The sequence below is a fragment of the Kutzneria chonburiensis genome, assembly GCF_028622115.1.
Taxonomy (GTDB): Bacteria; Actinomycetota; Actinomycetes; order Mycobacteriales; family Pseudonocardiaceae; genus Kutzneria; species Kutzneria chonburiensis.
This window is the reverse complement of record NZ_CP097263.1, coordinates 4860735-4883333: the sequence shown is the minus strand read 5'-3', so window position 1 is coordinate 4883333 and position 22599 is coordinate 4860735. Positions and strand designations below refer to the sequence as shown.

The window sequence follows — 22599 nt, the reverse complement described above, 5'->3', positions numbered from 1 at the left end:
CCCGAAACTTTGATGAGGATGTTGGTAGAGTGTGATTACTGCATACATCACCCACAAAGCGGGGGTAGCCGTGAGCGTCACACAGGTCGACCTGGACGACGAGGCGCTGAACGAGGCCATGCGCCTGCTGGGGACGAAGACCAAGAAGGAAACCATCAACATGGCGCTGCGCGAGGTCGTGCAACGCCAGAGGCGCATGGAGGCCTTCGACCAGCTGCTTGAGATGGGGCAGCGCGGCGACTTCGACCAGGCCGCGGAGGCGCACGCCGCCGCGAAGAAGGCTTGGAAGCAGGCGTGGGGCATGGAGGTCGAGGCGTGATTCGCTACCTGGTGGACAGCTCCGCCCTCTGGCAGATCTTCCGCAATCGCGATGTGGCCGAGGAGTGGCGGTCCGCGGCAAGAGAACGCGCACTCCATGTCTGCGAAGCCACTCGTACCGAATTCCTCTGCTCCGCCAAGGGGCCCGTGCACCGCGACGAGATGGCCGAACAGCTGGACGCGTTGTGCGATCTGGCGCCGGTGCCCAAGGCGGCCTGGCGGTGGGTCGAGACGGCTCAGTACAAGCTCACCCAGCGTGGGCAGCACCGCTCAGCGGGCCCGATCGACCTGCTGTTGTGCGCGACGGCGGTGCACCACGACATGACCGTGCTCCACGTGGACAACGACTTCGCGGCGGTCGGCACGGTGCTCACCGAGGTACGGGAGCGGGACATCCGCGCTGTGGCCGGGTGATCCGGGCGGCGTTTCGGACTTGACCTAGAACGGCTCCAACGTCCCCGGTGGGCCCGGGTCCGATGCCACAATCATCGGTCACGGTCACGCTGGGGGTGGGGTCAGTGCCACGGGGGGAAAGGCCGCTCGACGAGGGTGACGGCCCGCTGCTGCGGTTCGCGGCGGACCTGCGACGGCTGCGGGAACGGGCGGGGAGCCCGGTGTACCGGGAGCTGAGCCGGCGGGCGCACTACTCGACGGCGGTCCTGTCGGAGGCGGCGGGCGGGCGGAAGCTGCCGAGCCTGGCGGTGACGCTGGCCTATGTCACGGCCTGTGACGGCGACCCGCGGGAGTGGGAGCAGCGCTGGCGGGAGGTGGCGGCGGAGCTGCTGCCGGTGGAGTCGAAGACGGTGATCCACGCGCCCTACCTGGGCGCGGAGGCGTTCGAGCAGACGGACGCGGATCGGTTCTTCGGCCGGGACGCGTTGGTCGACGAACTGACGGCGGCGGTGGGGGAGCACCGGCTGGTGTGCGTGCACGGTGCGTCGGGCGCGGGGACGTCGTCGCTGCTCAAAGCGGGTTTGGCGGCGAAAAGCGGACACAAGGTGGTGGTGTTCACGCCGGGTCCGCACCCGATCGAGGAGTGCGCGGTGCGCCTGGCGGTGGTCGCGGGCTGGTCGGCGCCCCGGCTGCGCGAGGAGCTGGCGGCCGACCCGGCCAACCTGCACCTGCGGATCCGCCAAGCCGCCGCGGACGGCGAACTGCTGCTGATCGTCGACCAGTTCGAGGAAGTGTTCACCCGCTGCCGTGACGAGTCGGAGCGCGACCATTTCGTCCAGGCGCTGGCCCACGCCGCCACCGCCGCCACCAGCCGCTGCCGGATCGTGTTGGGTGTCCGCAGCGACTTCCTCGCCCGACCCGAGCTGGCCGACGCCCATCTGTTCCCGATGCGTGCGATGACGGTCGACGAGCTCCGCGAGGCGGCCACGAAACCCGCTGTGGTGGCCGGACTGACACTGGAAACCGCTTTGGTGGCCCGCGTGATCGCCGACGCCGGTGACCGCGGCCGCACGCTGCCCCTGGTGTCGCGGGCGTTGCAGGAGACGTGGCACCGCCGGCAGGGCATGACGCTCACGCTCGCGGCGTACGACGAAGCCGGCGGCATCCGGCACGCGATCGCCCGCACGGCCGAGACGACCTACCTGGCCTTCGAGCCGAGCAAGCGGGAGATCGCCCGGCAGCTGTTCCTACGGCTCGTCGCGCTCGGCGACGGCACCGGCGACACGACCCGCCGCATCGACCGCGCCGAGCTCGACGACAGCAGGCACACCGACGCCGTGCTGGCCGAACTGGTGCGGCAGCGGCTGATCACGCTGGGCGAGCACGGTATCGAGCTGACCCACGAGGCGCTGCTGGTCACCTGGCCGCGGCTGCGCGAATGGCTGTCCGAGGACCGGCAGGGCCTGCGCACGCACCGCCAACTCACCGAGGCCGCCGCCGCGTGGGCGGCGCTCGACTACGACCCCGGCGCGCTGTACCGGGGCCTGCGGCTGCTGATCGCCGAGGACTGGGTCAACCGTGCCGGCCCGGTGTTGTCGGCGCGGGAGCGCCGGTTCTTCGAAGCCAGCCTGTACGCCGAGCGCACGCGCCAGCGGTTCGACCGCAAGCGCACTCGACGCCTGCGGCAGCTGGTGGTTCTGCTCGGCGTGCTGCTGGTGGCCACGGCGGTCACCGGCGGCACGGCCTGGCTCACCAGCCAGGAGCACCTGCGGGCCCAGGCCGCGCTCAACGTCGACGCCCAGGTGCCGGCGCTGACGCACACCAACAAGTACCTCGCCGGCCAACTCGCGCTGGCCGCGTACCGGTTGAATCCCTGCCCGCAGACCCTGGGCCGGCTGCTGGAGTTCACTGCCCGGCAGCGTGCCGTGCCCGGCGGCGGGCCGGGCATCGCGGTTGACGCGAAAGCGACGCTGGTGGCGTCCAGCGCAACGAACGGCACTGTCACGCTCACCGAGTTCGCGTCCGGCCACAGCATCGACATCCCCGGTTCCGGTGCGTCAGTGGACTCGCTGGCCTTGTCGGCCGACGGTCGGCTCCTCGCCGCCTCCTACAACGACGGCTCGACAGTGCTGTGGGACGTCCGCTCGACACCCGTGCGGAAGTGGTCCCACCAGGGCAAACGCGTCGTGGTCAGCTTCAGCCGCACCGGCAGCGTGCTGGCCATGGGCGGGCATCCCGCCGACGAGGTCTCGCGCGCGCCGGTCGCGATGGACACCGCGCTATGGGACATGGCCGACCCCACCAAGCCGGTCATCCTCGCAACCCTGCCTTCGGCGCTGGGACCGGCGGAGTTCTCGGCCGACGGCCAGACGGTCGTCACGGTGCCCAGCGGCGGCGAGGCGAGCACGCCGCAGGTGTGGCGCCGGACCGGCGACCACTGGGCGACGCTGCCCGCCGACGAGAGCCAGACCGACCGCGGGCGGGCCGACGACAACCAGGCCGGCCGGCAGGAGTCCATCAGCGAGGACGGTTCCCTGGTCACCGCGGTGTCCGGCGACCTCAAGGCCAGCACGCTCTGGCGGATCCAGGACGGCCGGCTGCTCAAGATCGACACCGTGTCGGACGCCCCGGCGGCCGTCGCCCCCGCGTTCGGCTCCCGCGGCGCCATCGCCGACATCGAGGCCGACACGACCATCTTCGTCTCGCAGCTCGACGCCGACAGCCTGAGCAAGACCGTCGAGCTCCGGTACGCCCCGGCCGGCGCCGACCGGGCGTTCTTCACGCCCGGCGGCGACCTGGTCGCGGTCGGCGACACCGCGGTCACCGTCTGGACGATGCGTCCCGAGGTCGCCGCCGACGCCGTGTGCAAGCTGCCCCGCGCCGGCGTGATCTCCCAGGCCCAGTGGGATTCCTACTTCCCCATGCTGGCCGCGCCGATGCCGTGCGAGGACGCTCACGGTTGAGTAAATACACATCGTCATGCATACTCATTCGCATGACGGTACGGGTCGCTGTCGCGGGCGCGAGCGGGTACGCGGGTGGGGAGCTGCTCCGGCTGCTGCTGGGCCACCCCGAGGTGGAGATCGGAACGCTGACCGCGGGCGGCAACGCCGGCACCCCGCTCGGCCAGCACCAACCCCATCTGGTTCCGCTGGCCGACCGCGTGCTCAAGGACACCACCGCGGCCGAGCTGGCCGGCCACGACGTTGTCTTCCTGGCCCTGCCGCACGGCAAGTCGGCCGAGCTCGCGGCCCAGCTCGGCGACGACGTGCTGGTGATCGACTGCGGCGCCGACCACCGGCTGACCGACGCCGAGGACTGGGAGCGCTGGTACGGCAGCGAGCATGCCGGCTCCTGGCCGTACGGCATGCCCGAGCTGCCCGGCGCACGCGAGAAGCTCAAGGGCACCAAGCGCGTCGCGGTTCCCGGCTGCTTCCCGACCGCCGCCTCGATCGCGCTGGCCCCGGCCTTCGCGGCCGGCATCGTCGAGCCGGACGTGGTCGTCGTCGCGGCCACCGGCACCTCCGGCGCGGGCAAGTCGCTCAAGCCCAACCTGCTCGGCTCCGAGGTGATGGGCTCGGCCAGCGCCTACGGCGTCGGCGGCAAGCACCGGCACACCCCGGAGATCGCCCAGAACCTGAGCAAGATCGCCGGTGAGAAGGTCGCCGTCTCGTTCACGCCGGTGCTGGTGCCGATGCCCCGCGGCATCCTGGCCACCTGCACGGCCCCGCTGAAGTCCACTGTGGACGTGCGCGCGGTGTACGAGAAGGCCTACGGCGACGAGCCGTTCATCCACCTGCTGCCCGAGGGCGCGTGGCCGACCACCGCGGCGACGCTGGGCGCCAACGCCCTGCACGTCCAGGTGGTCACCGACCCCGACACCAACCGGCTGGTCGTGGTCGCGGCCGTCGACAACCTGACCAAGGGCACGGCGGGCGCCGCCGTGCAGTCCATGAACCTGGCCCTCGGGCTGCCCGAGACCACCGGCCTTTCCACCGTGGGAGTCGCCCCGTGACCACTTCGCAGATCGCCGTGACCCGCACTTCGGGCGTGACCACGCCGGCCGGGTTCCGCGCCGCGGGGTGGCCGCCGGCATCAAGGCCTCCGGCGCCCTCGATCTGACGCTGGTGATCAATGACGGTCCCGATGACGCGGCGGCCGCTGTGTTCACCACCAACAAAGTGAAGGCCGCGCCGGTGCTGTGGTCGCAGCAGGCGGTCAGCGACAACCGGCTGCGCGCGGTCGTGCTCAACTCGGGCGGCGCAAACGCTTGCACCGGCCCGGAGGGCTTCCAGGACACGCACAAGACGGCCGAACACGTCGCCGAAACCCTGAAAATCAGCGCGGTCGACGTCGCCGTGTGCTCGACCGGCCTGATCGGCGAGCGGTTGCCGATGGAGGCGCTTTTGTCCGGAGTGGACAAAGCGGCCCAGGCGCTGGACAGCACCGAACAGGCCGGCCTGAACGCCGCGACCGGCGTGATGACCACCGACACGCACCCCAAGCAGGCGGCGCTGACCCACCCGACCGGCTTCGCGATCGGCGGCTTCGTCAAGGGCGCCGGCATGCTCGCGCCCAACCTGGCCACCATGCTGTCGGTGATCACCACCGACGCGGTGATCGCGCCGGCCCGCCTCGACGCGATCCTCAAGGCCACCACCAAGGTCACCTACGACCGGCTCGACGTGGACGGCGGAACCAGCACCAACGACACCGTGCTCGTGCTGGCCTCCGGCGCTTCCGGCGTCGCACCGTCCGAAGAGGACTTCGCCGAGGCGCTGCACGCCGTCTGCCACGACCTGGTCCGGCAGCTCCAGGGCGACGCCGAGGGCGTGACCAAGGAGATCGCGGTGACCGTGCAGGGCGCGGCCAGCGAGTCGGACGCCGTCGCGGTGGCCCGCGCGGTCGCCCGGGACAGCCTGGTCAAGACCGCTTTCTTCGGCTCCGACCCGAACTGGGGCCGGATCCTGATGGCCCTGGGCAACGCCCCGGCGCGGGTCGACGCGGACAAGATCGACGTGACGTTGAACGGGGTGCTCGTGTGCGCGGGCGGCGTCCGCGCGGCCGACCGCGAAGGCGCCGACCTGTCCGGCCGCGACATCGAGGTGCTGATCGACTTGCACCTCGGCGACGCCACGGCGACCGTGCTCACCACGGACCTTTCCCACGACTACGTCGAAGAGAACAGCGCATACTCCTCATGACCGAAGTGACGAAGGCGGAAGCGGCCCTCAAGGCCGAGGTTCTCGTCGAGGCGCTGCCGTGGCTGCAGCGCTTCCACGGCAAGGTCGTCGTGGTGAAGTACGGCGGCAACGCCATGATCGACGAGGACCTCAAGCGCGCCTTCGCCGAGGACATGGTGTTCCTGCGGCTGGCCGGCATCCACCCGGTCGTGGTGCACGGCGGCGGCCCGCAGATCAGCGCCATGCTCAAGCGGCTTGGCATCGAGGGCGAGTTCGTCGGCGGCCTGCGCGTCACCTCACCGGAGACCATGGACGTGGTCCGGATGGTGCTGGTCGGCCAGGTCGGACGGGAGCTCGTCGGCCTGATCAACGCCCACGGCCCGTACGCCGTCGGCATCTCCGGCGAGGATGCGCAGCTGTTCACGGCCGAGCGCCGAGCGGCCATTGTGGACGGTGAGGCGGTGGACATCGGCCTGGTCGGCGACGTCGTCACCGTCGATCCGGAGTCGGTGCTCGACCTGATCCGGGCCGGCCGGATCCCGGTCGTCTCCACGGTGGCGCCGGACGCGGATGGCGTGGTGCACAACGTGAACGCCGACACCGCGGCCTCGGCTTTAGCCGTCGCGCTGGGCGCGGAGAAGCTGGTCGTGCTGACCGACGTCGAGGGCCTCTACACGGACTGGCCCAACCGCGAGTCGTTAGTCGCCAAGATCGGCGCGGATCGGCTCGAGGAGCTGATGCCCGGCCTGACCAGCGGCATGGTGCCGAAGATGGAGGCGTGCCTTCGAGCGGTGCGCGGCGGAGTGCCGGCCGCGCACGTGATCGACGGCAGGCTTGCGCATTCGGTGCTGTTGGAAGTGTTCACCAGCAAGGGTGTCGGGACCATGGTGCTACCAGACGAGGAGGCATGACAGTGACCATCTTGTCCAATGAGGACAGCCGGAGCCGTTGGCGGTCGGCGTTGATGGACAACTACGGCACCCCCCAGCTGGCCCTGGTCCGAGGCGACGGCGCGCATGTCTGGGACGCCGACGGAAAACGCTATCTCGACCTGTACACCGGTATCGCGGTGAACGCCCTCGGGCATGCCCACCCGGCCGTCGTGCAGGCCGTCACCGAGCAGGTCAACACGCTCGGCCACACCTCCAACATGTTCGTCAACCAGCCCGCGCTGGAGCTGGCCGAAGAGCTCGTCGGCCTGGTCGGGCAGCCGGCCAAGGTGGTGTTCACCAACTCCGGCGCGGAGGCGGTCGAGGCGGCGTTCAAGCTGTCCCGGCTGACCGGCCGGACCAAGATCGTCGCTTTCGACGGCGCGTTCCACGGCCGCACCATGGGCGCGCTGTCGGTGACCGGGCAGCCGGCCAAGCGGACCCCGTTCGTGCCGCTGACGCCGGAGGTCGTGCACATCCCGTTCGGCGACACGGCCGCGCTGGAGTCCGTTGTGGACGGTGAAACGGCCGCCGTGTTCATCGAGCCGATCCTGGGCGAGGGCGGCGTCATCCCCGCCCCGGACGGTTTCCTCCAGGCGGCCAGGGAGATCACCAGCCGGCACGGCGCGCTGCTGGTGCTGGACGAGGTGCAGACCGGGCTCGGCCGTTGCGGCAGCTGGTTCCTGTACCAGCAGAGCGGCATCGTGCCGGACGTGATCACGCTGGCCAAGGGCCTCGGCGGCGGGCTGCCGCTGGGCGCGTGCATCGGGGTCGGCGCGGCCGCCGAGCTGTTCAAGCCCGGCCACCACGGCACCACCTTCGGCGGCAACCCGATCTGCTGCGCCGCCGGCCTCGCCACCGTGCGGACCATCGCCGCCGAGGGCCTGCACGAACACGCCGCCGTGCTGGGCAAGGACATCGCCGCCCGCGTCGAGCAGCTGCACCACCCGTTGGTCGCCGGCGTCCGCGGTGTCGGCCTGCTGATGGCCATCGCCCTCAACAAGCCGGTTTCCGGCGCGGTCGCCAAGGCCGCCCAGGCCGGCGGCTACCTGATCAACAGCGTGCAGCCGGATTCCATCCGGCTCGCCCCGCCGCTCGTGCTCGCCGAGGCCGACGCGCACGACTTCGTCGCCGCCCTGCCAGAGTTCCTCGACAGTTCGGAGTCCTGAACCATGCCCAGGCACTTCCTCCGCGACGACGACCTCAGCCCGGCCGAGCAGCTCGAGGTGCTCGACCTCGCCGCCACGTTCAAGGCCGATCCCCTGGGGCACAAGCCGCTGGCCGGCAAGTCGGTGGCCGCCATCTTCGAGAAGAACTCCACCCGCACCCGGTTGTCCTTCGACGTCGGTATTTCCCAGCTGGGCGGGCACTCGATCATGATCGACGGCCGGTCCATGCAGCTCGGCCGGGAGGAGACCATCGAGGACACCTCCCGGGTGCTCTCCCGGTACGTCGACGCCGTCGTGTGGCGGACCTTCGCCCAGAAGCGCATGGACGCCATGGCTTCGGTGTCCCGGATTCCCGTGATCAACGCGCTGACCGACGAGTTCCACCCGTGCCAGGTGCTGGCCGACCTCCAGACCATCCGCGAGCGTCACGGCCGGCTCGCCGGCCTCACCCTGACCTACCTCGGCGACGGCGCCAACAACATGGCCCATTCGCTGCTGCTCGGCGGTATCAACGCCGGCCTGCACGTGCGCGTGGCCTCACCCGAGGGCTTCCAGCCGGCCGACAGCATCCTGCGTGACGCCCAGAAGCTCGCCGCCGAGACCGGCGGCAGCGCCGAGGTGATCGTCGACCCGCACCAGGCCGTCGACGGCTCCGACGTGCTGGTCACCGACACGTGGACGTCCATGGGCCAGGAGAACGACGGCCTCGACCGCGTCGGGCCGTTCCGGTCCATGCAGGTCAACGCCGAGCTGCTGGGCCGGGCCAACCCCGGCGCGATCGTGCTGCACTGCCTGCCGGCGCACCGCGGCTGGGAGATCACCGACGACATCCTGGACGGCCCGTCCAGCGCCGTCTGGGACGAGGCCGAGAACCGCCTGCACGCCCAGAAGGCCCTGCTGGCCTGGCTCCTACGCTGACCCCCAACCCCCGTGAGTCACGCTTAGCGTCACACCGAATGTCGGTTTCGTGCAGAACTGAGCCCCGCGGCTCGGTTCTGCACGTTTCGTGTATTTCGGTGTGACTGTGGGCGGGACTCGCGGGGGCGTGCTTGAGTAGTTACGCATTCTGGTGCATACTCATGCGTATGAGTTCGCCGACCACCCGCGCCGCCCGCCAAGGCCGGATCGTCGAGCTGGTGGCCCAGCGGGCCGTGCGCAGCCAGTCCGAGCTGGCCAAGCTGCTGGCCGCCGAGGGTATCGAGACCACGCAGGCCACGCTGTCCCGCGACCTCGACGAGCTGGGCGCGGTCAAGCTCCGCGGCGCCGACGGCGGCGCGCCGGTGTACGTCATCCCCGAGGACGGCAGCCCGGTTCGCGGCGTCGAGGGCGGCATCTCCCGCCTGACCCGCCTGCTCGGCGAGCTGCTCGTCTCGGCCGACTCCTCCGGCAACCTCGCCGTGCTGCGCACCCCGCCCGGCGCCGCCCACTTCCTGGCCAGCGCCCTGGACCGGGCCGCACTGCACGACGTGGTCGGCACCATCGCCGGCGACGACACGATCTTCGTGGTGGCCCGCGAGCCGCTCAGCGGCGCCGAGCTGGCCGAGCGCTTCACGGGCCTGGCGGCCGGCCATGAATGACGCCGACTTCTGCCGGCAGGCCGTGCAGGCCAACGCCCTCGTCCCCGGACCGGAACTCTGGTCGCCGAGCACCGCGTTCACCGGCTCCGACGACGTCGAGATCGTGATCACCTTCGAGCACGGCGTGCCGGTCGCCATCGACGGCGAGACCGTCACCATGACCCAGGCCGTGCAGGAACTGAACTGGCGCGTCGGCGGCCGCCACCAGCCCGGCGCCGCCACGTTGATCGACGCGCACATGAGGCTCGAAGAGGCCACCATCGAGCCGGACCTGCTGGCGTTCAAGCGCCGTATCGAGCGCCGCTGGGCCGAACTGGTCGCCGACGGCCGGTGGGCGTCACCCCTGAAGGAGGCGCTCGACGCCTTCATCGCCGCGTCTCAGGACCGGGTCAGCGGCGAGGTCCGCCTTGACCCGCGCGACCGGCTCAGCCCGGCCGCCTGATCGAAACCACATTGAGGAGAGGGCAGTGAGCAAGCTCTGGGGCGGCCGGTTCGCCAGCGGTCCGGCCGACGCCATGGCCGCGCTGAGCCTGTCGACGCACTTCGACTGGCAGCTCGCCACGTACGACATCGCCGGCTCGCGCGCCCACGCCCGTGCCCTGCGCCAGGCCGGCCTGCTCACCGACGACGAGCTGACCCGCATGATCGCGGCGCTCGACGTCCTGGAGGCCGACGTCGTCGCCGGCACCTTCACGCCCGTCGTCGCCGACGAGGACGTGCACACCGCCCTCGAGCGCGGCCTCATGGACCGCGCCGGCGCCGAGCTCGGCGGCAAGTTGCGCGCCGGCCGCTCCCGTAACGACCAGATCGCCACGCTGTTCCGCATGTGGCTGCGTGACGCCGCGCGCCGCGTCGCCGACGGGACGCTCGATGTCGTCGATGCACTCGTCGCGCAGGCCAAGGCGCACCCCGGCGCGGTCATGCCCGGCCGCACGCACCTCCAGCACGCGCAGCCGGTGCTGCTGGCCCACCACCTGCTGGCCCACGTGCAGTCGCTGCTGCGGGACGTCGACCGCCTGCGTGACTGGGACGCGCGCACCGCCGTGTCCCCGTACGGCTCGGGCGCGCTGGCCGGCTCCTCGCTCGGCCTCGACCCCGCCGCCGTGGCCAAGGAGCTCGGCTTCCAGGAGTCGGTGGAGAACTCCATCGACGGCACCGCTTCCCGCGACTTCGCCGCCGAGATCGCGTTCTGCCTGGCCATGCTGGGCGTGAACCTGTCGCGCATCGCCGAAGAAGTGATCATCTGGACCACCGCCGAGTTCGGCTACGCCGTGCTCGACGACGCCTGGGCCACCGGCAGCTCGATCATGCCCCAGAAGAAGAACCCGGACGTCGCCGAGCTGACCCGGGGCAAGTCCGGCCGGCTGATCGGCAACCTGACCGGCCTGCTGGCCACGCTCAAGGCCCAGCCGCTGGCCTACAACCGGGACCTCCAGGAGGACAAGGAGCCGGTGTTCGACTCGGTGGCCCAGCTGGAGCTGCTGCTGCCGGCCATCGCCGGAATGCTCGGGACGCTCACGTTCGACACCGCGCGCATGGCGGCGCTGGCGCCGGCCGGTTTCACGCTGGCCACGGACATCGCCGAGTGGCTGGTGCGCCAGGGCGTGCCGTTCCGCGTGGCGCACGAGGCCGCGGGGGAGTGCGTGCGGCTGGCCGAAGGCCGCGGCGTCGGCCTCGACGAGCTCACGGACGCCGAGTTCGCCAAGGTCTCCGAGCACCTCACCCCGCAGGTGCGAGAGGTGCTCACCGTCGAGGGCTCCATCGCCTCGCGCGACGGCCGCGGCGGCACCGCGCCCATCCGCGTCGCCGAGCAGTTGGTCCGAGTGGGTGAACGGGTGGCGGCTGCCCGTGGGTGGTCCGCTCAGGCAGCGCGCCCTTAGGGTTGTGGTCTTGTGACCGCCACACGTCGCCAGTTCACCCAGCAGGAGCTCGCCATCGACCCCGTCGATGCGGCGAAGCTCCTGCTCGGGAGCGTGCTGGAAGCCGAAACGCCCGACGGTCCCGTGGGCGTGCGGCTGGTCGAGGTGGAGGCGTACCGCGGCGGCGACGACCCGGCGTCGCACTGCTACCGCGGCCGTACGGCCCGCAATGACGTCATGTTCGGACCGCCCGGCTTCCTGTACGTCTACTTCGTCTACGGCATGCACTACTGCGCCAACATCGTGTGTCTGACCGACGGCGTGCCCGGCGCGGTGCTGGTGCGCGCCGGGGAGGTCGTCACGGGCGTGGAGATCGCGCGCAAGCTGCGCCCCAGCGCGCGTAGCGACGCCGAGATGGCCAAGGGACCCGCGCGGCTGACCAGCACGCTGTCGCTGACCCGTGAGGACAACGGCGTCAACCTGCTGCTGCCGGACTCGCCCGTGCGTCTGCTGGCCGGCGACACCGTGCCGCTGGACTCCATCCACGCCGGCCCACGGGTCGGCGTGGCCACCGCCATGGACCGGCCGTGGCGGTTCTGGATCGACTCGCCCGCGGTCAGCGCCTACCGCCGCGCGAAGAGGCGCTGACAACTGCTTTGCCCTGGTACGGGATGATGGATCCCGTGAGTGAGCACATCCTCGACGAGCTGTCCTGGCGCGGCCTGACCGCGCAGTCCACCGATCTCGACGCGCTGCGCCGAGACCTGTCGGCGGGCCCGCTCACCCTGTACTGCGGCTTCGACCCGACCGCGCCCAGCCTGCACGCCGGCAACCTGATCCCGCTGCTGGGCCTGCACCGGTTCCAGCGCGCCGGGCACCGCCCGATCGTCCTGGCCGGCGGCGCCACCGGCATGATCGGCGACCCCCGTGACCAGGGCGAACGCGTGTTGAACACGCTGGACGTGGTTGCCGAGTGGGGGGTGCGGATCCGGGCCCAGCTGGAGCGCTTCGTCGACTTCGACGACTCGCCGACCGGCGCGGTCGTGGTCAACAACCTGGACTGGACCGGCCCGACCTCGGTGCTGGAGTTCCTGCGCGACGTCGGCAAGCACTTCTCGATCAACTCCATGCTGTCGCGGGAGACCGTCCGCAAGCGCCTCGAGTCGGACGGCATGTCGTTCACCGAGTTCAGCTACCTGCTGCTGCAGTCCAACGACTACCTGGAGCTGTTCCGGCGGCACGGCTGCACGCTCCAGATCGGCGGCTCCGACCAGTGGAGCAACATCCTCGGCGGCGTCGACCTGATCCGGCGCGTCGAGCAGAAGCAGGTCCACGCCTTCACGATGCCGCTGGTCACCGACGCCGAGGGGCGCAAGTTCGGCAAGTCCACCGGCGGCGGCCGGGTCTGGCTGGACCCGGCGATGACCTCGCCGTACGCCTGGTTCCAGTACTTCCTCAACGTCAGCGACGAGACCGCGCTGAACTACCTGCGGATCTTCACCTTCCTCGACCGGGACGAGCTGGCCGGCATCGAGGAGGAGACCAGGGAGCGGCCGCACCTGCGCACCGCGCAGCGCCGGCTGGCCGAGCTGCTGACCACGCTGGTGCACGGGGAGAAGGAGACCGAGCAGGTCACCGTGGCCAGCCAGGCGCTGTTCGGCCGGGGCGAGCTGCGGGACCTGGAGCTGTCCACCCTGCTCGCGGCATTCCGGGAGATCCCCACCGGACAGGTCCGTCTCGCGGACAAGCCCACCGTCGTCGACCTGCTCGTTTCCGCTGGTCTGGCCGACAGCCGGGGGGCCGCGCGGCGCACCGTCAAGGAGGGCGGCGCCTACGTCAACAACGTCAAGGTGACCGATGAGGAGTGGACTCCGGGCCGGGAGGACCTGCTGCACGGGCGGTGTCTTGTGCTGCGACGTGGCAAGCGCCACACTGCTGGTGTCGAGGTCCTCGACTAGCGTGGACGTCGGCCGGGCGGAAGGCCGCTGAGCTGGGACTTCCGCTCTGCCGATGCGGTTACGGGCGCGATTTGACTTCTCGTTCCCCGGCGCGTAACTTTCTCCAAGTCAGCGCAACACGGACTCGCTCGGACCGCCAGGGACTTCCCCGGCTGGGACGCAGAGGACGAGCCTGACGATCCGGGACCGAAGCCCCGGCAAGTCGCCTCTCAGAGGCCGATTTGCAAGGTGGAAAACAACCGGCTAAGCTACGAATACAAGCGAAACACCAAGGCCCCTGAACGCGGCTTGAAAGAGCCAAGTGACGGTGTGCGTGTGTTCTTTGAGAACTCAACAGCGTACTGTAATAGCCAGTACTTGAATGAATAACCCCTTAGTGGGTTCCTTTGAGATGGTTAAAACTGGATTGAAAATGCCAGTTTGTACTAGTCTCGATCAAACAAAACCTTATTGGAGAGTTTGATCCTGGCTCAGGACGAACGCTGGCGGCGTGCTTAACACATGCAAGTCGAGCGGTAAGGCCCTTCGGGGTACACGAGCGGCGAACGGGTGAGTAACACGTGGGCAACCTGCCCTGCACTCTGGGATAAGCCCGGGAAACTGGGTCTAATACCGGATATGACCCTCTACCGCATGGTGGAGGGTGGAAAGTTCCGGCGGTGCAGGATGGGCCCGCGGCCTATCAGCTTGTTGGTGGGGTAGTGGCCTACCAAGGCGACGACGGGTAGCCGGCCTGAGAGGGCGACCGGCCACACTGGGACTGAGACACGGCCCAGACTCCTACGGGAGGCAGCAGTGGGGAATATTGCGCAATGGGCGAAAGCCTGACGCAGCGACGCCGCGTGAGGGATGACGGCCTTCGGGTTGTAAACCTCTTTCAGCAGGGACGAAGCGCAAGTGACGGTACCTGCAGAAGAAGCACCGGCTAACTACGTGCCAGCAGCCGCGGTAATACGTAGGGTGCGAGCGTTGTCCGGAATTATTGGGCGTAAAGAGCTCGTAGGCGGTTTGTCGCGTCGACTGTGAAAACCTACAGCTTAACTGTGGGCTTGCAGTCGATACGGGCAGACTTGAGTTCGGTAGGGGAGACTGGAATTCCTGGTGTAGCGGTGAAATGCGCAGATATCAGGAGGAACACCGGTGGCGAAGGCGGGTCTCTGGGCCGATACTGACGCTGAGGAGCGAAAGCGTGGGGAGCGAACAGGATTAGATACCCTGGTAGTCCACGCCGTAAACGGTGGGAACTAGGTGTGGGGGGCTTCCACGTCCTCCGTGCCGTAGCTAACGCATTAAGTTCCCCGCCTGGGGAGTACGGCCGCAAGGCTAAAACTCAAAGGAATTGACGGGGGCCCGCACAAGCGGCGGAGCATGTGGATTAATTCGATGCAACGCGAAGAACCTTACCTGGGCTTGACATGCACTGGAAACCAGTAGAGATATTGGCCCCCTTGTGGCCGGTGTACAGGTGGTGCATGGCTGTCGTCAGCTCGTGTCGTGAGATGTTGGGTTAAGTCCCGCAACGAGCGCAACCCTCGTTCCATGTTGCCAGCGCGTAATGGCGGGGACTCATGGGAGACTGCCGGGGTCAACTCGGAGGAAGGTGGGGATGACGTCAAGTCATCATGCCCCTTATGTCCAGGGCTTCACACATGCTACAATGGCCGGTACAAAGGGCTGCTAAGCCGTGAGGTGGAGCGAATCCCATAAAGCCGGTCTCAGTTCGGATCGGGGTCTGCAACTCGACCCCGTGAAGTCGGAGTCGCTAGTAATCGCAGATCAGCAACGCTGCGGTGAATACGTTCCCGGGCCTTGTACACACCGCCCGTCACGTCACGAAAGTCGGTAACACCCGAAGCCGGTGGCCCAACCCGTAAGGGAGGGAGCTGTCGAAGGTGGGACTGGCGATTGGGACGAAGTCGTAACAAGGTAGCCGTACCGGAAGGTGCGGCTGGATCACCTCCTTTCTAAGGAGCACCCAACGCCGGCTCTAGGGTCGAGCGGAGGACCGCCTACCACGGCGAGTGTTCGTGGGGTGGTTGCTCATAGATGTGGATACTGGCTAGAAGCAACAGAGCTGGTTGGTCGGCTCGCTAGTACTGCTCGTAAGAGCGTGGAACGCGGTGTCGGCGGGCTGGTTGGGGTTGTCAGTACGCTGTTGGGTCCTGAGGGAACACGCGGTTTGGTGTTACTCAACCGCAGGGTTCGACTCCGAGATCAAACCGGCCGCGCGGAGCGCGCGGAAGAGGTGTCTCAGTGGTGGGTCGTTCTTCCTGGTTGTTCTTTGAGAACTACACAGTGGATGCGAGCATCTTTGTGGCAAGTTATGAAGAGCACACGGTGGATGTCTTGGCACCAGGAGCCGATGAAGGACGTAGGAGGCTGCGAAAAGCCTCGGGGAGCTGCCAACCGAGCTGTGATCCGAGGGTGTCCGAATGGGGAAACCCGGCCTCAGTCATGTGGGGTCACCCGCGCCTGAATATATAGGGCGTGTGGAGGGAACGTGGGGAAGTGAAACATCTCAGTACCCACAGGAAGAGAAAACAACCGTGATTCCGTGAGTAGTGGCGAGCGAAAGCGGATGAGGCTAAACCATGGACGTGTGATACCTGGCAGGGGTTGCGTTTGTGGGGTCGTGGGATGTTGTTTGTCTGGGCTGCTGACCAGGCGGGGAGTCAGAAAACAGTGTGTTAGTGGAATCAGTTTGGGAAACTGGACCGTAGAGGGTGATAGTCCCGTACGCGAAAACATGCTGTCTTCCTTACAATATTCCCAAGTAGCAGCGAGCTCGTGGAATTTGCTGTGAATCTGGCGGGACCACCCGCTAAGCCTAAATACTCCCTGGTGACCGATAGCGGACTAGTACCGTGAGGGAAAGATGAAAAGTACCCCGGGAGGGGAGTGAAAGAGTACCTGAAACCGTGTGCTTACAATCCGTCAGAGCCTCCTTTGCAGGGGTGATGGCGTGCCTTTTGAAGAATGAGCCTGCGAGTTAGTGGTACGTGGCGAGGTTAACCTGTGTGGGGTAGCCGTAGCGAAAGCGAGTCCGAATAGGGCGTTTTAGTCGCGTGCTCTAGACCCGAAGCGGAGTGATCTAGCCATGGCCAGGGTGAAGCGCGGGTAAGACCGTGTGGAGGCCCGAACCCACCAGGGTTGAAAACCTGGGGGATGAGCTGTGGTTAGGGGTGAAAGGCCAATCAAACTCCGTGATAGCTGGTTCTCCCCGAAATGCATTTAGGTGCAGCGTCGCGTGTTTCGTGGTGGGGGTAGAGCACTGGATGGCCTAGGGGGCCTACAAGCTTACTGAAGTCAACCAAACTCCGAATACCATTACGTGAGAGCGCGGCAGTGAGACTGCGGGCGATAAGGTTCGTAGTCGAGAGGGAAACAGCCCAGAACACCAGCTAAGGCCCCAAAGTGTGTGCTAAGTGGGAAAGGATGTGGGGTCGCCCAGACAACCAGGAGGTTGGCTTAGAAGCAGCCACCCTTTAAAGAGTGCGTAATAGCTCACTGGTCAAGTGGTCCTGCGCCGACAATGTAGCGGGGCTTAAGCACACCGCCGAAGCTGTGTCATTCACGCATTGATCCGCGCGTTCTTTGGAGCGTGTGCAGTCGTGTGGATGGGTAGGGGAGCGTCGTGTGGGGGATGAAGCGGCAGGGGAACCTAGCCGTGGACACTACACGAGTGAGAATGCAGGCATGAGTAGCGAATGACGAGTGAGAAACTCGTCCGCCGGATGACCAAGGGTTCCTGGGCCAGGCTAATCCGCCCAGGGTAAGTCGGGACCTAAGGCGAGGCCGACAGGCGTAGTCGATGGACAACGGGTTGATATTCCCGTACCCGTGTAAACGCGTCCATGGTGAGGCTAGTGATGCTAACCGCCCGAGAGTTGTGGAATCTTCGGAGGAAGCAATAATTGCGCGGGATCCGATCTAGTAGTAGTCAAGCGATGGGGTGACGCAGGAAGGTAGCTCCGCCAGTCAGTGGTAATACTGGTGTAAGCGTGTAGGCTGTCAGGGTAGGCAAATCCGTCCTGACGTTAAGGCTGAGACGTGATGCGTAGCCGATTGAGGCGAAGTAGAGTGATCCTATGCTGTCGAGAAAAGCCTCTAGCGAGTGTTTATGCGGCCCGTACCCCAAACCGACACAGGTGGTCAGGTAGAGAATACCGAGGCGTTCGGGTGAACTGTGGTTAAGGAACTCGGCAAAATGCCCCCGTAACTTCGGGAGAAGGGGGGCCGAGGGACTTGAAGCCCCTTGCGGGCTAGGGTTTTTCGGCCGCAGAGAGCAGCGAGAAGCGACTGTTTACTAAAAACACAGGTCCATGCGAAGTCGTAAGACGATGTATATGGACTGACGCCTGCCCGGTGCTGGAACGTTAAGGGGACCGGTTAGTCCTTCGGGGCGAAGCTGAGAACTTAAGCGCCAGTAAACGGCGGTGGTAACTATAACCATCCTAAGGTAGCGAAATTCCTTGTCGGGTAAGTTCCGACCTGCACGAATGGCGTAACGACTTCTCGACTGTCTCAACCACAGGCCCGGTGAAATTGCATTACGAGTAAAGATGCTCGTTACGCGCGGCAGGACGGAAAGACCCCGGGACCTTTACTATAGCTTGGTATTGGTGCTCGGTTCGGCTTGTGTAGGATAGGTGGGAGACTGTGAAGCTGGCACGCCAGTGCTGGTGGAGTCGTCGTTGAAATACCACTCTGGTCGTTCTGGGTGTCTAACCTCGGACCGTGATCCGGTTCAGGGACAGTGCCTGGTGGGTAGTTTAACTGGGGCGGTTGCCTCCCAAAGGGTAACGGAGGCGCTCAAAGGTTCCCTCAGCCTGGTTGGCAATCAGGTGTTGAGTGCAAGTGCACAAGGGGGCTTGACTGTGAGACTGACGGGTCGAGCAGGGACGAAAGTCGGAACTAGTGATCCGGCCATGGCTTGTGGAAGCGTGGTCGCTCAACGGATAAAAGGTACCCCGGGGATAACAGGCTGATCTTGCCCAAGAGTCCATATCGACGGCATGGTTTGGCACCTCGATGTCGGCTCGTCGCATCCTGGGGCTGGAGTAGGTCCCAAGGGTTGGGCTGTTCGCCCATTAAAGCGGTACGCGAGCTGGGTTTAGAACGTCGTGAGACAGTTCGGTCCCTATCCGCCGTGCGCGTTGGAGATTTGAGGAAGGCTGTCCCTAGTACGAGAGGACCGGGATGGACGGACCTCTGGTGTGCCAGTTGTCCCGCCAGGGGCATGGCTGGTTGGCTACGTTCGGGAGAGATAACCGCTGAAAGCATCTAAGCGGGAAGCTTGTTCCAAGATGAGATCTCCTACCTCCTTGAGAGGGTAAGGCCTCCTATAGACGATGGGGTTGATAGGCCAGAGATGGAAGCTCAGTAATGGGTGGAGTTGACTGGTACTAATAGGCCGAGGGCTTGTCTACAAAGACGCTTCGCATCCACTGTGTGGTTCTGAGGGAACCAATCAGGCATGACCTGGACCTGTGTGGGTCTGTGGTTGTGGTCTGTGGGTTATCTTCATAGTGTTTCGGTGGTGTTAGCGGAGGGGAAACGCCCGGTCCCATTCCGAACCCGGAAGCTAAGCCCTCCAGCGCCGATGGTACTGCACTCGTGAGGGTGTGGGAGAGTAGGACGCCGCCGGACTAAATGTTGGGGAAGGCCCCTGCGTCGTGGCGACACGAGCGCAGGGGCCTTCTTCGTATGTGCCCCGAAGAGGCGCCCGGGGTCACGTGACGGCTACCGTGGTACCCGGAGCCCTACACAGATCGCTTCGTGGGCTCTGTCATGTTGTTCTAGGAGGTTGTTGTGTCCAGGTTCGGGCAGCGTCCCGGCGATCGTGAGCGCGGTCAGGGTGACCGTCAGCAGCGCACCGGCGGCTATGGATCAAGTGAAGGCCGGGGGCAGCAGCGCGATCGCGGCGAGCGGCGGTCCTTCGGTGACCGTCAGCAGGGTGGCGCGCCCCGCCAGGACCGTGGCAACTGGTCGCGGGACAGCAACAACAGCAGCGACCGCGGCGGCAACCGTGGCGGCGCCGGCGGTGGTGGCTACCGCGGCAACGACCAGCGCGGCAGCGGCGGCAGCAGCAGCGACCGCCCCCGTTACAACAGCGACCGCTCCGGCAGCGGTGACCGTCCGCGCTACAACAGCGAGCGCTCCGGCGGTGGCGACAGGCCGCGCTACAACAACGAGCGCAGCGGCTCTGGCGATCGCCCCCGCTTCAACAGCGACCGGTCCGGCTCCGGCGACCGCCCCCGCTACAACAGCGAGCGCTCCGGCGGTGGCGACAGGCCGCGCTTCAACAGCGACCGCGGCGGCTCGGGAGATCGCCCTCGCTACAACAGCGACCGGGGCGACCGTCCCAGCTACGGCAACCGCGACCAGCGCGATGGCGGCGACCGTCCGCGTTGGAACAACGAGCGCAGCAACGACCGCGGCAATGACCGTGGCGACCGTCCGCGTTGGAACAACGATCGCGACCAGCGCTCCGGCGGCGGCTACCGCTCCGACCGCGCCGGCTCCGGCGACCGGCCGCGCTACAACAGCGATCGCGGCGAGCAGCGTGGCGGCGAGCGACGCTCGTTCAACGACCGTGGCGACCAGCGTGGTGGCGAGCGGCGTTCCTACGGCGACCGCGACAACCAGCGCCCGAGCTACAACAACGACCGCGGTGGCGACCGTCCTCGGTACAACGACCGGGACAGTGAGCGCCCCCGCTACAACAGCAACCGCGAGGGTGGCGATCGGCCGCGTTCCTTCGGCGACCGCGACCAGCGTTCGGGCGGCGGCTACCGCTCCGACCGTGGCGGCTCCGGCGACCGTCCCAGCTACGGGAACCGCGACCAGCGTGGTGGCGGCGACCGCCCGCGTTGGAACAACGACCGGGGCAACGACCAGCGCTCCGGTGGCGGTAACCGCTCCGACTCTGGTGACCGTCCTGCCCACTTCAACAAGCACAGCAACAATGACCGCGGCAACGACCGCCCTCGGTTCAACGACCGGGGTGGCGACCGGCCGCGGTACAACGACCGGGATGACCGTCGGGTCAACGACCGGGACCGCGACGACGTCCGTGACGGTGCGAGCAGCCGTCCGCAGCGGCCGGCCAAGTTCCAGGACCGCAACCGTGCGGGCCAGGGTGCGCCGAGCTACGACCGGCCCAAGAAGTTCGACGGCGAGCGCAAGCCGCGGGCCAACCAGGTTCGGCGTGAGTCGAAGCACGAGAGCCCGCGCGCGTTCGAGGAGCGTGCTCCGCTGCGCGCGGTGTCGGACGACGCCCCGCTCGAGGAGCTGGAGATCGCCGAGCAGGCCGAAGCCGTAGAGGCTGCGGTTGCCGACGAGGTCGCGAAGGTCGAGACCGCTGACACCGAGGCCGTTGCGGAGGACCGCGAGGAGTCCGAAGAGGCCGGCGAGTCGGAGTCCGAGGACGCGCAGAGTGCGGACGAGGCGCCCCGCGAGCAGCCGCGTGACCGCTCCGGCGCGCCGGAGCTGCCGGAAGGCGCGGTCTTCTCGGCGCTCGACGCCGATGCCCGCGTCGAGCTGCGCAGCCTGCCCAAGGCCCTGGCCGAGGTCGTCGGCGCGCACCTGGTCGCCGCCGGCATGCTGGTCGACGACGAGCCGGAGGAGGCGCTGGCCCACGCCCGGTTCGCCCGGGCCAAGGCGGCCCGTGTCGGTCTGGTCCGTGAGGCGGCCGGCCTGACCGCGTACCACGCGGGTGAGTGGGCCGAGGCGCTGTCCGAGCTGCGTGCGGCCCGCCGCATGAGCGCGGGCCCGGGTCACCTGGCTGTGATGGCCGACTGCGAGCGCGCCCTCGGCCGCCCGGAGCGGGCCCTGGACCTGGCCAAGGAGGCCGACGTCCAGCAGCTGACCAAGGCCGAGCAGATCGAGCTGCGCATCGTCGCCGCCGGCGCCCGGCGCGACATGGGCCAGCTGGACGCCGCCGTGGTGGCGCTGCAGGGCGACGACCTCGACCCGGCCAAGCATGAGCCGTGGAGCGCCCGCCTGTTCTACGCCTACGCGGACAACCTCGCGGCCGTCGGCCGCACCGAGGAGGCCATCCGCTGGTTCATGCAGGCCGCCGAGTTCGACGACGAGGAAGAGACCGACGCCTCGGAGCGTGCCGTCGAGCTGAGCGAGGGCGTGGAGGACAGCGAGAACCTGGCCCCGGTCGGCGAGGAGCGGGAGTGACCCAGCCGGACGACCTGCTCGCCGCGTACGACGCGCTGCTGCTCGATCTCGACGGCACCGTCTACCGCGGCGGGGAGGCCGTGCCCGGCGCCGCCGAGGCCATCGAGGCGAGCCGGGGCCGCGGCGTCGGCATCCGGTACGTCACCAACAACGCGTCGCGCAAGCCGGGCAGCGTCGCCGCGCACCTGAACGAGCTGGGCTTCCAGGCCGCCGACGAGGAGGTCAGCACCAGCTCGCAGGCCGCGGCGGCGGTGCTGGCCGACCGGCTCGACCAGGGGGCCCTGGTGCTGATCATCGGCACCCAGGCGCTGGCCGACGAGGTCGAGGCGGTCGGGCTGACCACGACGCGGGAGTACTCGCCCGAGGTCGCGGCGGTCGTCCAGGGACACTCGCCGGACACCGGCTGGCGCGACCTCGCCGAGGCCGGTATCGCCATCCGCGGCGGGGCGTTCTGGGTCGCGTGCAATGTGGACGCGACCCTGCCGACCGAGCGGGGACTGTTGCCCGGCAACGGTTCCATGGTCGCCGCCCTGCGCACGGGGACCGACGCTGATCCGGTCGTCGCCGGCAAGCCGGCGCGGCCGCTGATGGACCAGGCGATCCGCTCGGCCGGCGCGCGCCGGCCGCTGGTCGTCGGCGACCGGCTGGACACCGACATCGCCGGCGCCACCGCCGCCGAGCTGGACGCGCTGCTGGTGCTCACCGGCGTCGCCACGCCGGCCCAGGTGCTGCAGGCCGAGCCGGAGCTGCGCCCCCGCTACATCTCCGCCGACCTGAGCGGCCTGCTGGTCCCCGTGTCGGACGTGGAGGTCGGCAAGCAGCCCGGTTGGGACGTGCAGGTCGACGCCGACACGCTCGCCGTCACCGGCTCCGGCGACCCGCTGGCCCTGCTGCGTGGCCTGTGCGCGACGTGGTGGGAGGCCGGTGGCGGTCCAGTAACCGTCCGGGCCGGCGATGAGGCGTCAATGACCGCCTTGGCCGCCCTGAATATCGGCTAGCGTTATACGGAGCCGCACGAGTTAC

At 67.8% G+C, this 22599-nt stretch carries 14 protein-coding genes, 3 rRNA genes and 1 pseudogene; all 18 read left to right on the top strand.

Annotated elements, in window-relative coordinates; translation table 11 throughout:
• Positions 1 to 70 precede the first annotated feature (70 nt).
• Positions 71 to 319 carry a type II toxin-antitoxin system VapB family antitoxin gene (locus M3Q35_RS21845; protein WP_273943804.1) on the top strand — a complete coding sequence of 83 codons (249 nt, stop codon included), beginning with the start codon at positions 71 to 73 and terminating at the stop codon, positions 317 to 319.
• Positions 316 to 732, top strand: a complete 417-nt coding sequence (locus M3Q35_RS21840; protein ID WP_273943803.1) for a PIN domain-containing protein — start codon at positions 316 to 318, stop codon at positions 730 to 732. The genes M3Q35_RS21845 and M3Q35_RS21840 overlap by 4 nt, the downstream gene beginning before the upstream one ends.
• 104 nt (positions 733 to 836) lie before the next feature.
• Complete coding sequence (locus tag M3Q35_RS21835; RefSeq protein ID WP_273943802.1) at positions 837 to 3674, top strand: nSTAND1 domain-containing NTPase; 2838 nt, start codon at positions 837 to 839, stop codon at positions 3672 to 3674.
• Positions 3675 to 3706: 32 nt separating this feature from the next.
• Positions 3707 to 4726: an N-acetyl-gamma-glutamyl-phosphate reductase gene (gene argC / locus M3Q35_RS21830; RefSeq protein ID WP_273943800.1), complete on the top strand. Its 1020-nt coding sequence runs from the start codon at positions 3707 to 3709 to the stop codon at positions 4724 to 4726.
• A 17-nt stretch (positions 4727 to 4743) separates the two neighbouring features.
• Positions 4744 to 5915: pseudogene (gene argJ, locus M3Q35_RS21825) on the top strand (bifunctional glutamate N-acetyltransferase/amino-acid acetyltransferase ArgJ).
• Complete coding sequence (gene argB, locus M3Q35_RS21820; RefSeq protein WP_273943799.1) at positions 5912 to 6805, top strand: acetylglutamate kinase; 894 nt, start codon at positions 5912 to 5914, stop codon at positions 6803 to 6805. Before argJ ends, argB begins: the two are co-directional and overlap by 4 nt.
• The gene (locus M3Q35_RS21815; protein ID WP_273943798.1) at positions 6802 to 7992 is read left to right on the top strand and encodes an acetylornithine transaminase; all 1191 of its coding nucleotides are present in this window, start codon (positions 6802 to 6804) and stop codon (positions 7990 to 7992) included. The genes argB and M3Q35_RS21815 overlap by 4 nt, the downstream gene beginning before the upstream one ends.
• Positions 7993 to 7995: 3 nt before the next feature.
• Positions 7996 to 8910, top strand: coding sequence for an ornithine carbamoyltransferase (gene argF / locus M3Q35_RS21810; RefSeq protein ID WP_273943796.1), 915 nt, complete (start codon positions 7996 to 7998; stop codon positions 8908 to 8910).
• Positions 8911 to 9077: 167 nt separating this feature from the next.
• Complete coding sequence (locus M3Q35_RS21805) at positions 9078 to 9569, top strand: arginine repressor (protein ID WP_273943795.1); 492 nt, start codon at positions 9078 to 9080, stop codon at positions 9567 to 9569.
• Positions 9562 to 10011, top strand: coding sequence for an adenine nucleotide alpha hydrolase family protein (locus M3Q35_RS21800; protein WP_273943793.1), 450 nt, complete (start codon positions 9562 to 9564; stop codon positions 10009 to 10011). Before M3Q35_RS21805 ends, M3Q35_RS21800 begins: the two co-directional genes overlap by 8 nt.
• A 25-nt stretch (positions 10012 to 10036) precedes the next feature.
• Entirely contained in the window at positions 10037 to 11449 is a 1413-nt protein-coding gene (argH, locus tag M3Q35_RS21795; protein WP_273943792.1) for an argininosuccinate lyase, read from the top strand.
• A gap of 12 nt (positions 11450 to 11461) precedes the next feature.
• Positions 11462 to 12076, top strand: a complete 615-nt coding sequence (locus M3Q35_RS21790) for a DNA-3-methyladenine glycosylase (RefSeq protein ID WP_273943791.1) — start codon at positions 11462 to 11464, stop codon at positions 12074 to 12076.
• A 35-nt stretch (positions 12077 to 12111) separates the two neighbouring features.
• A complete protein-coding gene (tyrS, locus tag M3Q35_RS21785; RefSeq protein WP_273943790.1) occupies positions 12112 to 13386 on the top strand; it encodes a tyrosine--tRNA ligase in 1275 nt (424 codons plus the stop codon).
• 447 nt (positions 13387 to 13833) lie between these two features.
• Positions 13834 to 15350, top strand: a 16S ribosomal RNA gene (locus M3Q35_RS21780).
• 350 nt (positions 15351 to 15700) lie between these two features.
• Positions 15701 to 18815: ribosomal RNA gene (locus tag M3Q35_RS21775) — 23S ribosomal RNA — on the top strand.
• A gap of 103 nt (positions 18816 to 18918) precedes the next feature.
• Positions 18919 to 19035: ribosomal RNA gene (gene rrf, locus M3Q35_RS21770) — 5S ribosomal RNA — on the top strand.
• Together the 16S, 23S and 5S rRNA genes form the textbook arrangement of a ribosomal RNA operon.
• Positions 19036 to 19197: 162 nt before the next feature.
• The gene (locus tag M3Q35_RS21765) at positions 19198 to 21576 is read left to right on the top strand and encodes a hypothetical protein (protein ID WP_273943789.1); all 2379 of its coding nucleotides are present in this window, start codon (positions 19198 to 19200) and stop codon (positions 21574 to 21576) included.
• Complete coding sequence (locus M3Q35_RS21760; protein ID WP_273943788.1) at positions 21573 to 22574, top strand: HAD-IIA family hydrolase; 1002 nt, start codon at positions 21573 to 21575, stop codon at positions 22572 to 22574. The genes M3Q35_RS21765 and M3Q35_RS21760 overlap by 4 nt, the downstream gene beginning before the upstream one ends.
• The last annotated feature ends 25 nt before the right edge of the window (positions 22575 to 22599 follow it).

Excerpts from the sequence above, each read along its gene's own strand:
- M3Q35_RS21800 (WP_273943793.1), top strand. The coding sequence starts at position 9,562 with ATGAATGACGCCGACTTCTGCCGGCAGGCCGTGCAGGCCAACGCCCTC.
- argB (WP_273943799.1), top strand. The coding sequence starts at position 5,912 with ATGACCGAAGTGACGAAGGCGGAAGCGGCCCTCAAGGCCGAGGTTCTC.
- M3Q35_RS21815 (WP_273943798.1), top strand. The coding sequence starts at position 6,802 with ATGACAGTGACCATCTTGTCCAATGAGGACAGCCGGAGCCGTTGGCGG.
- argF (WP_273943796.1), top strand. The coding sequence starts at position 7,996 with ATGCCCAGGCACTTCCTCCGCGACGACGACCTCAGCCCGGCCGAGCAG.
- M3Q35_RS21805 (WP_273943795.1), top strand. The coding sequence starts at position 9,078 with ATGAGTTCGCCGACCACCCGCGCCGCCCGCCAAGGCCGGATCGTCGAG.
- argC (WP_273943800.1), top strand. The coding sequence starts at position 3,707 with ATGACGGTACGGGTCGCTGTCGCGGGCGCGAGCGGGTACGCGGGTGGG.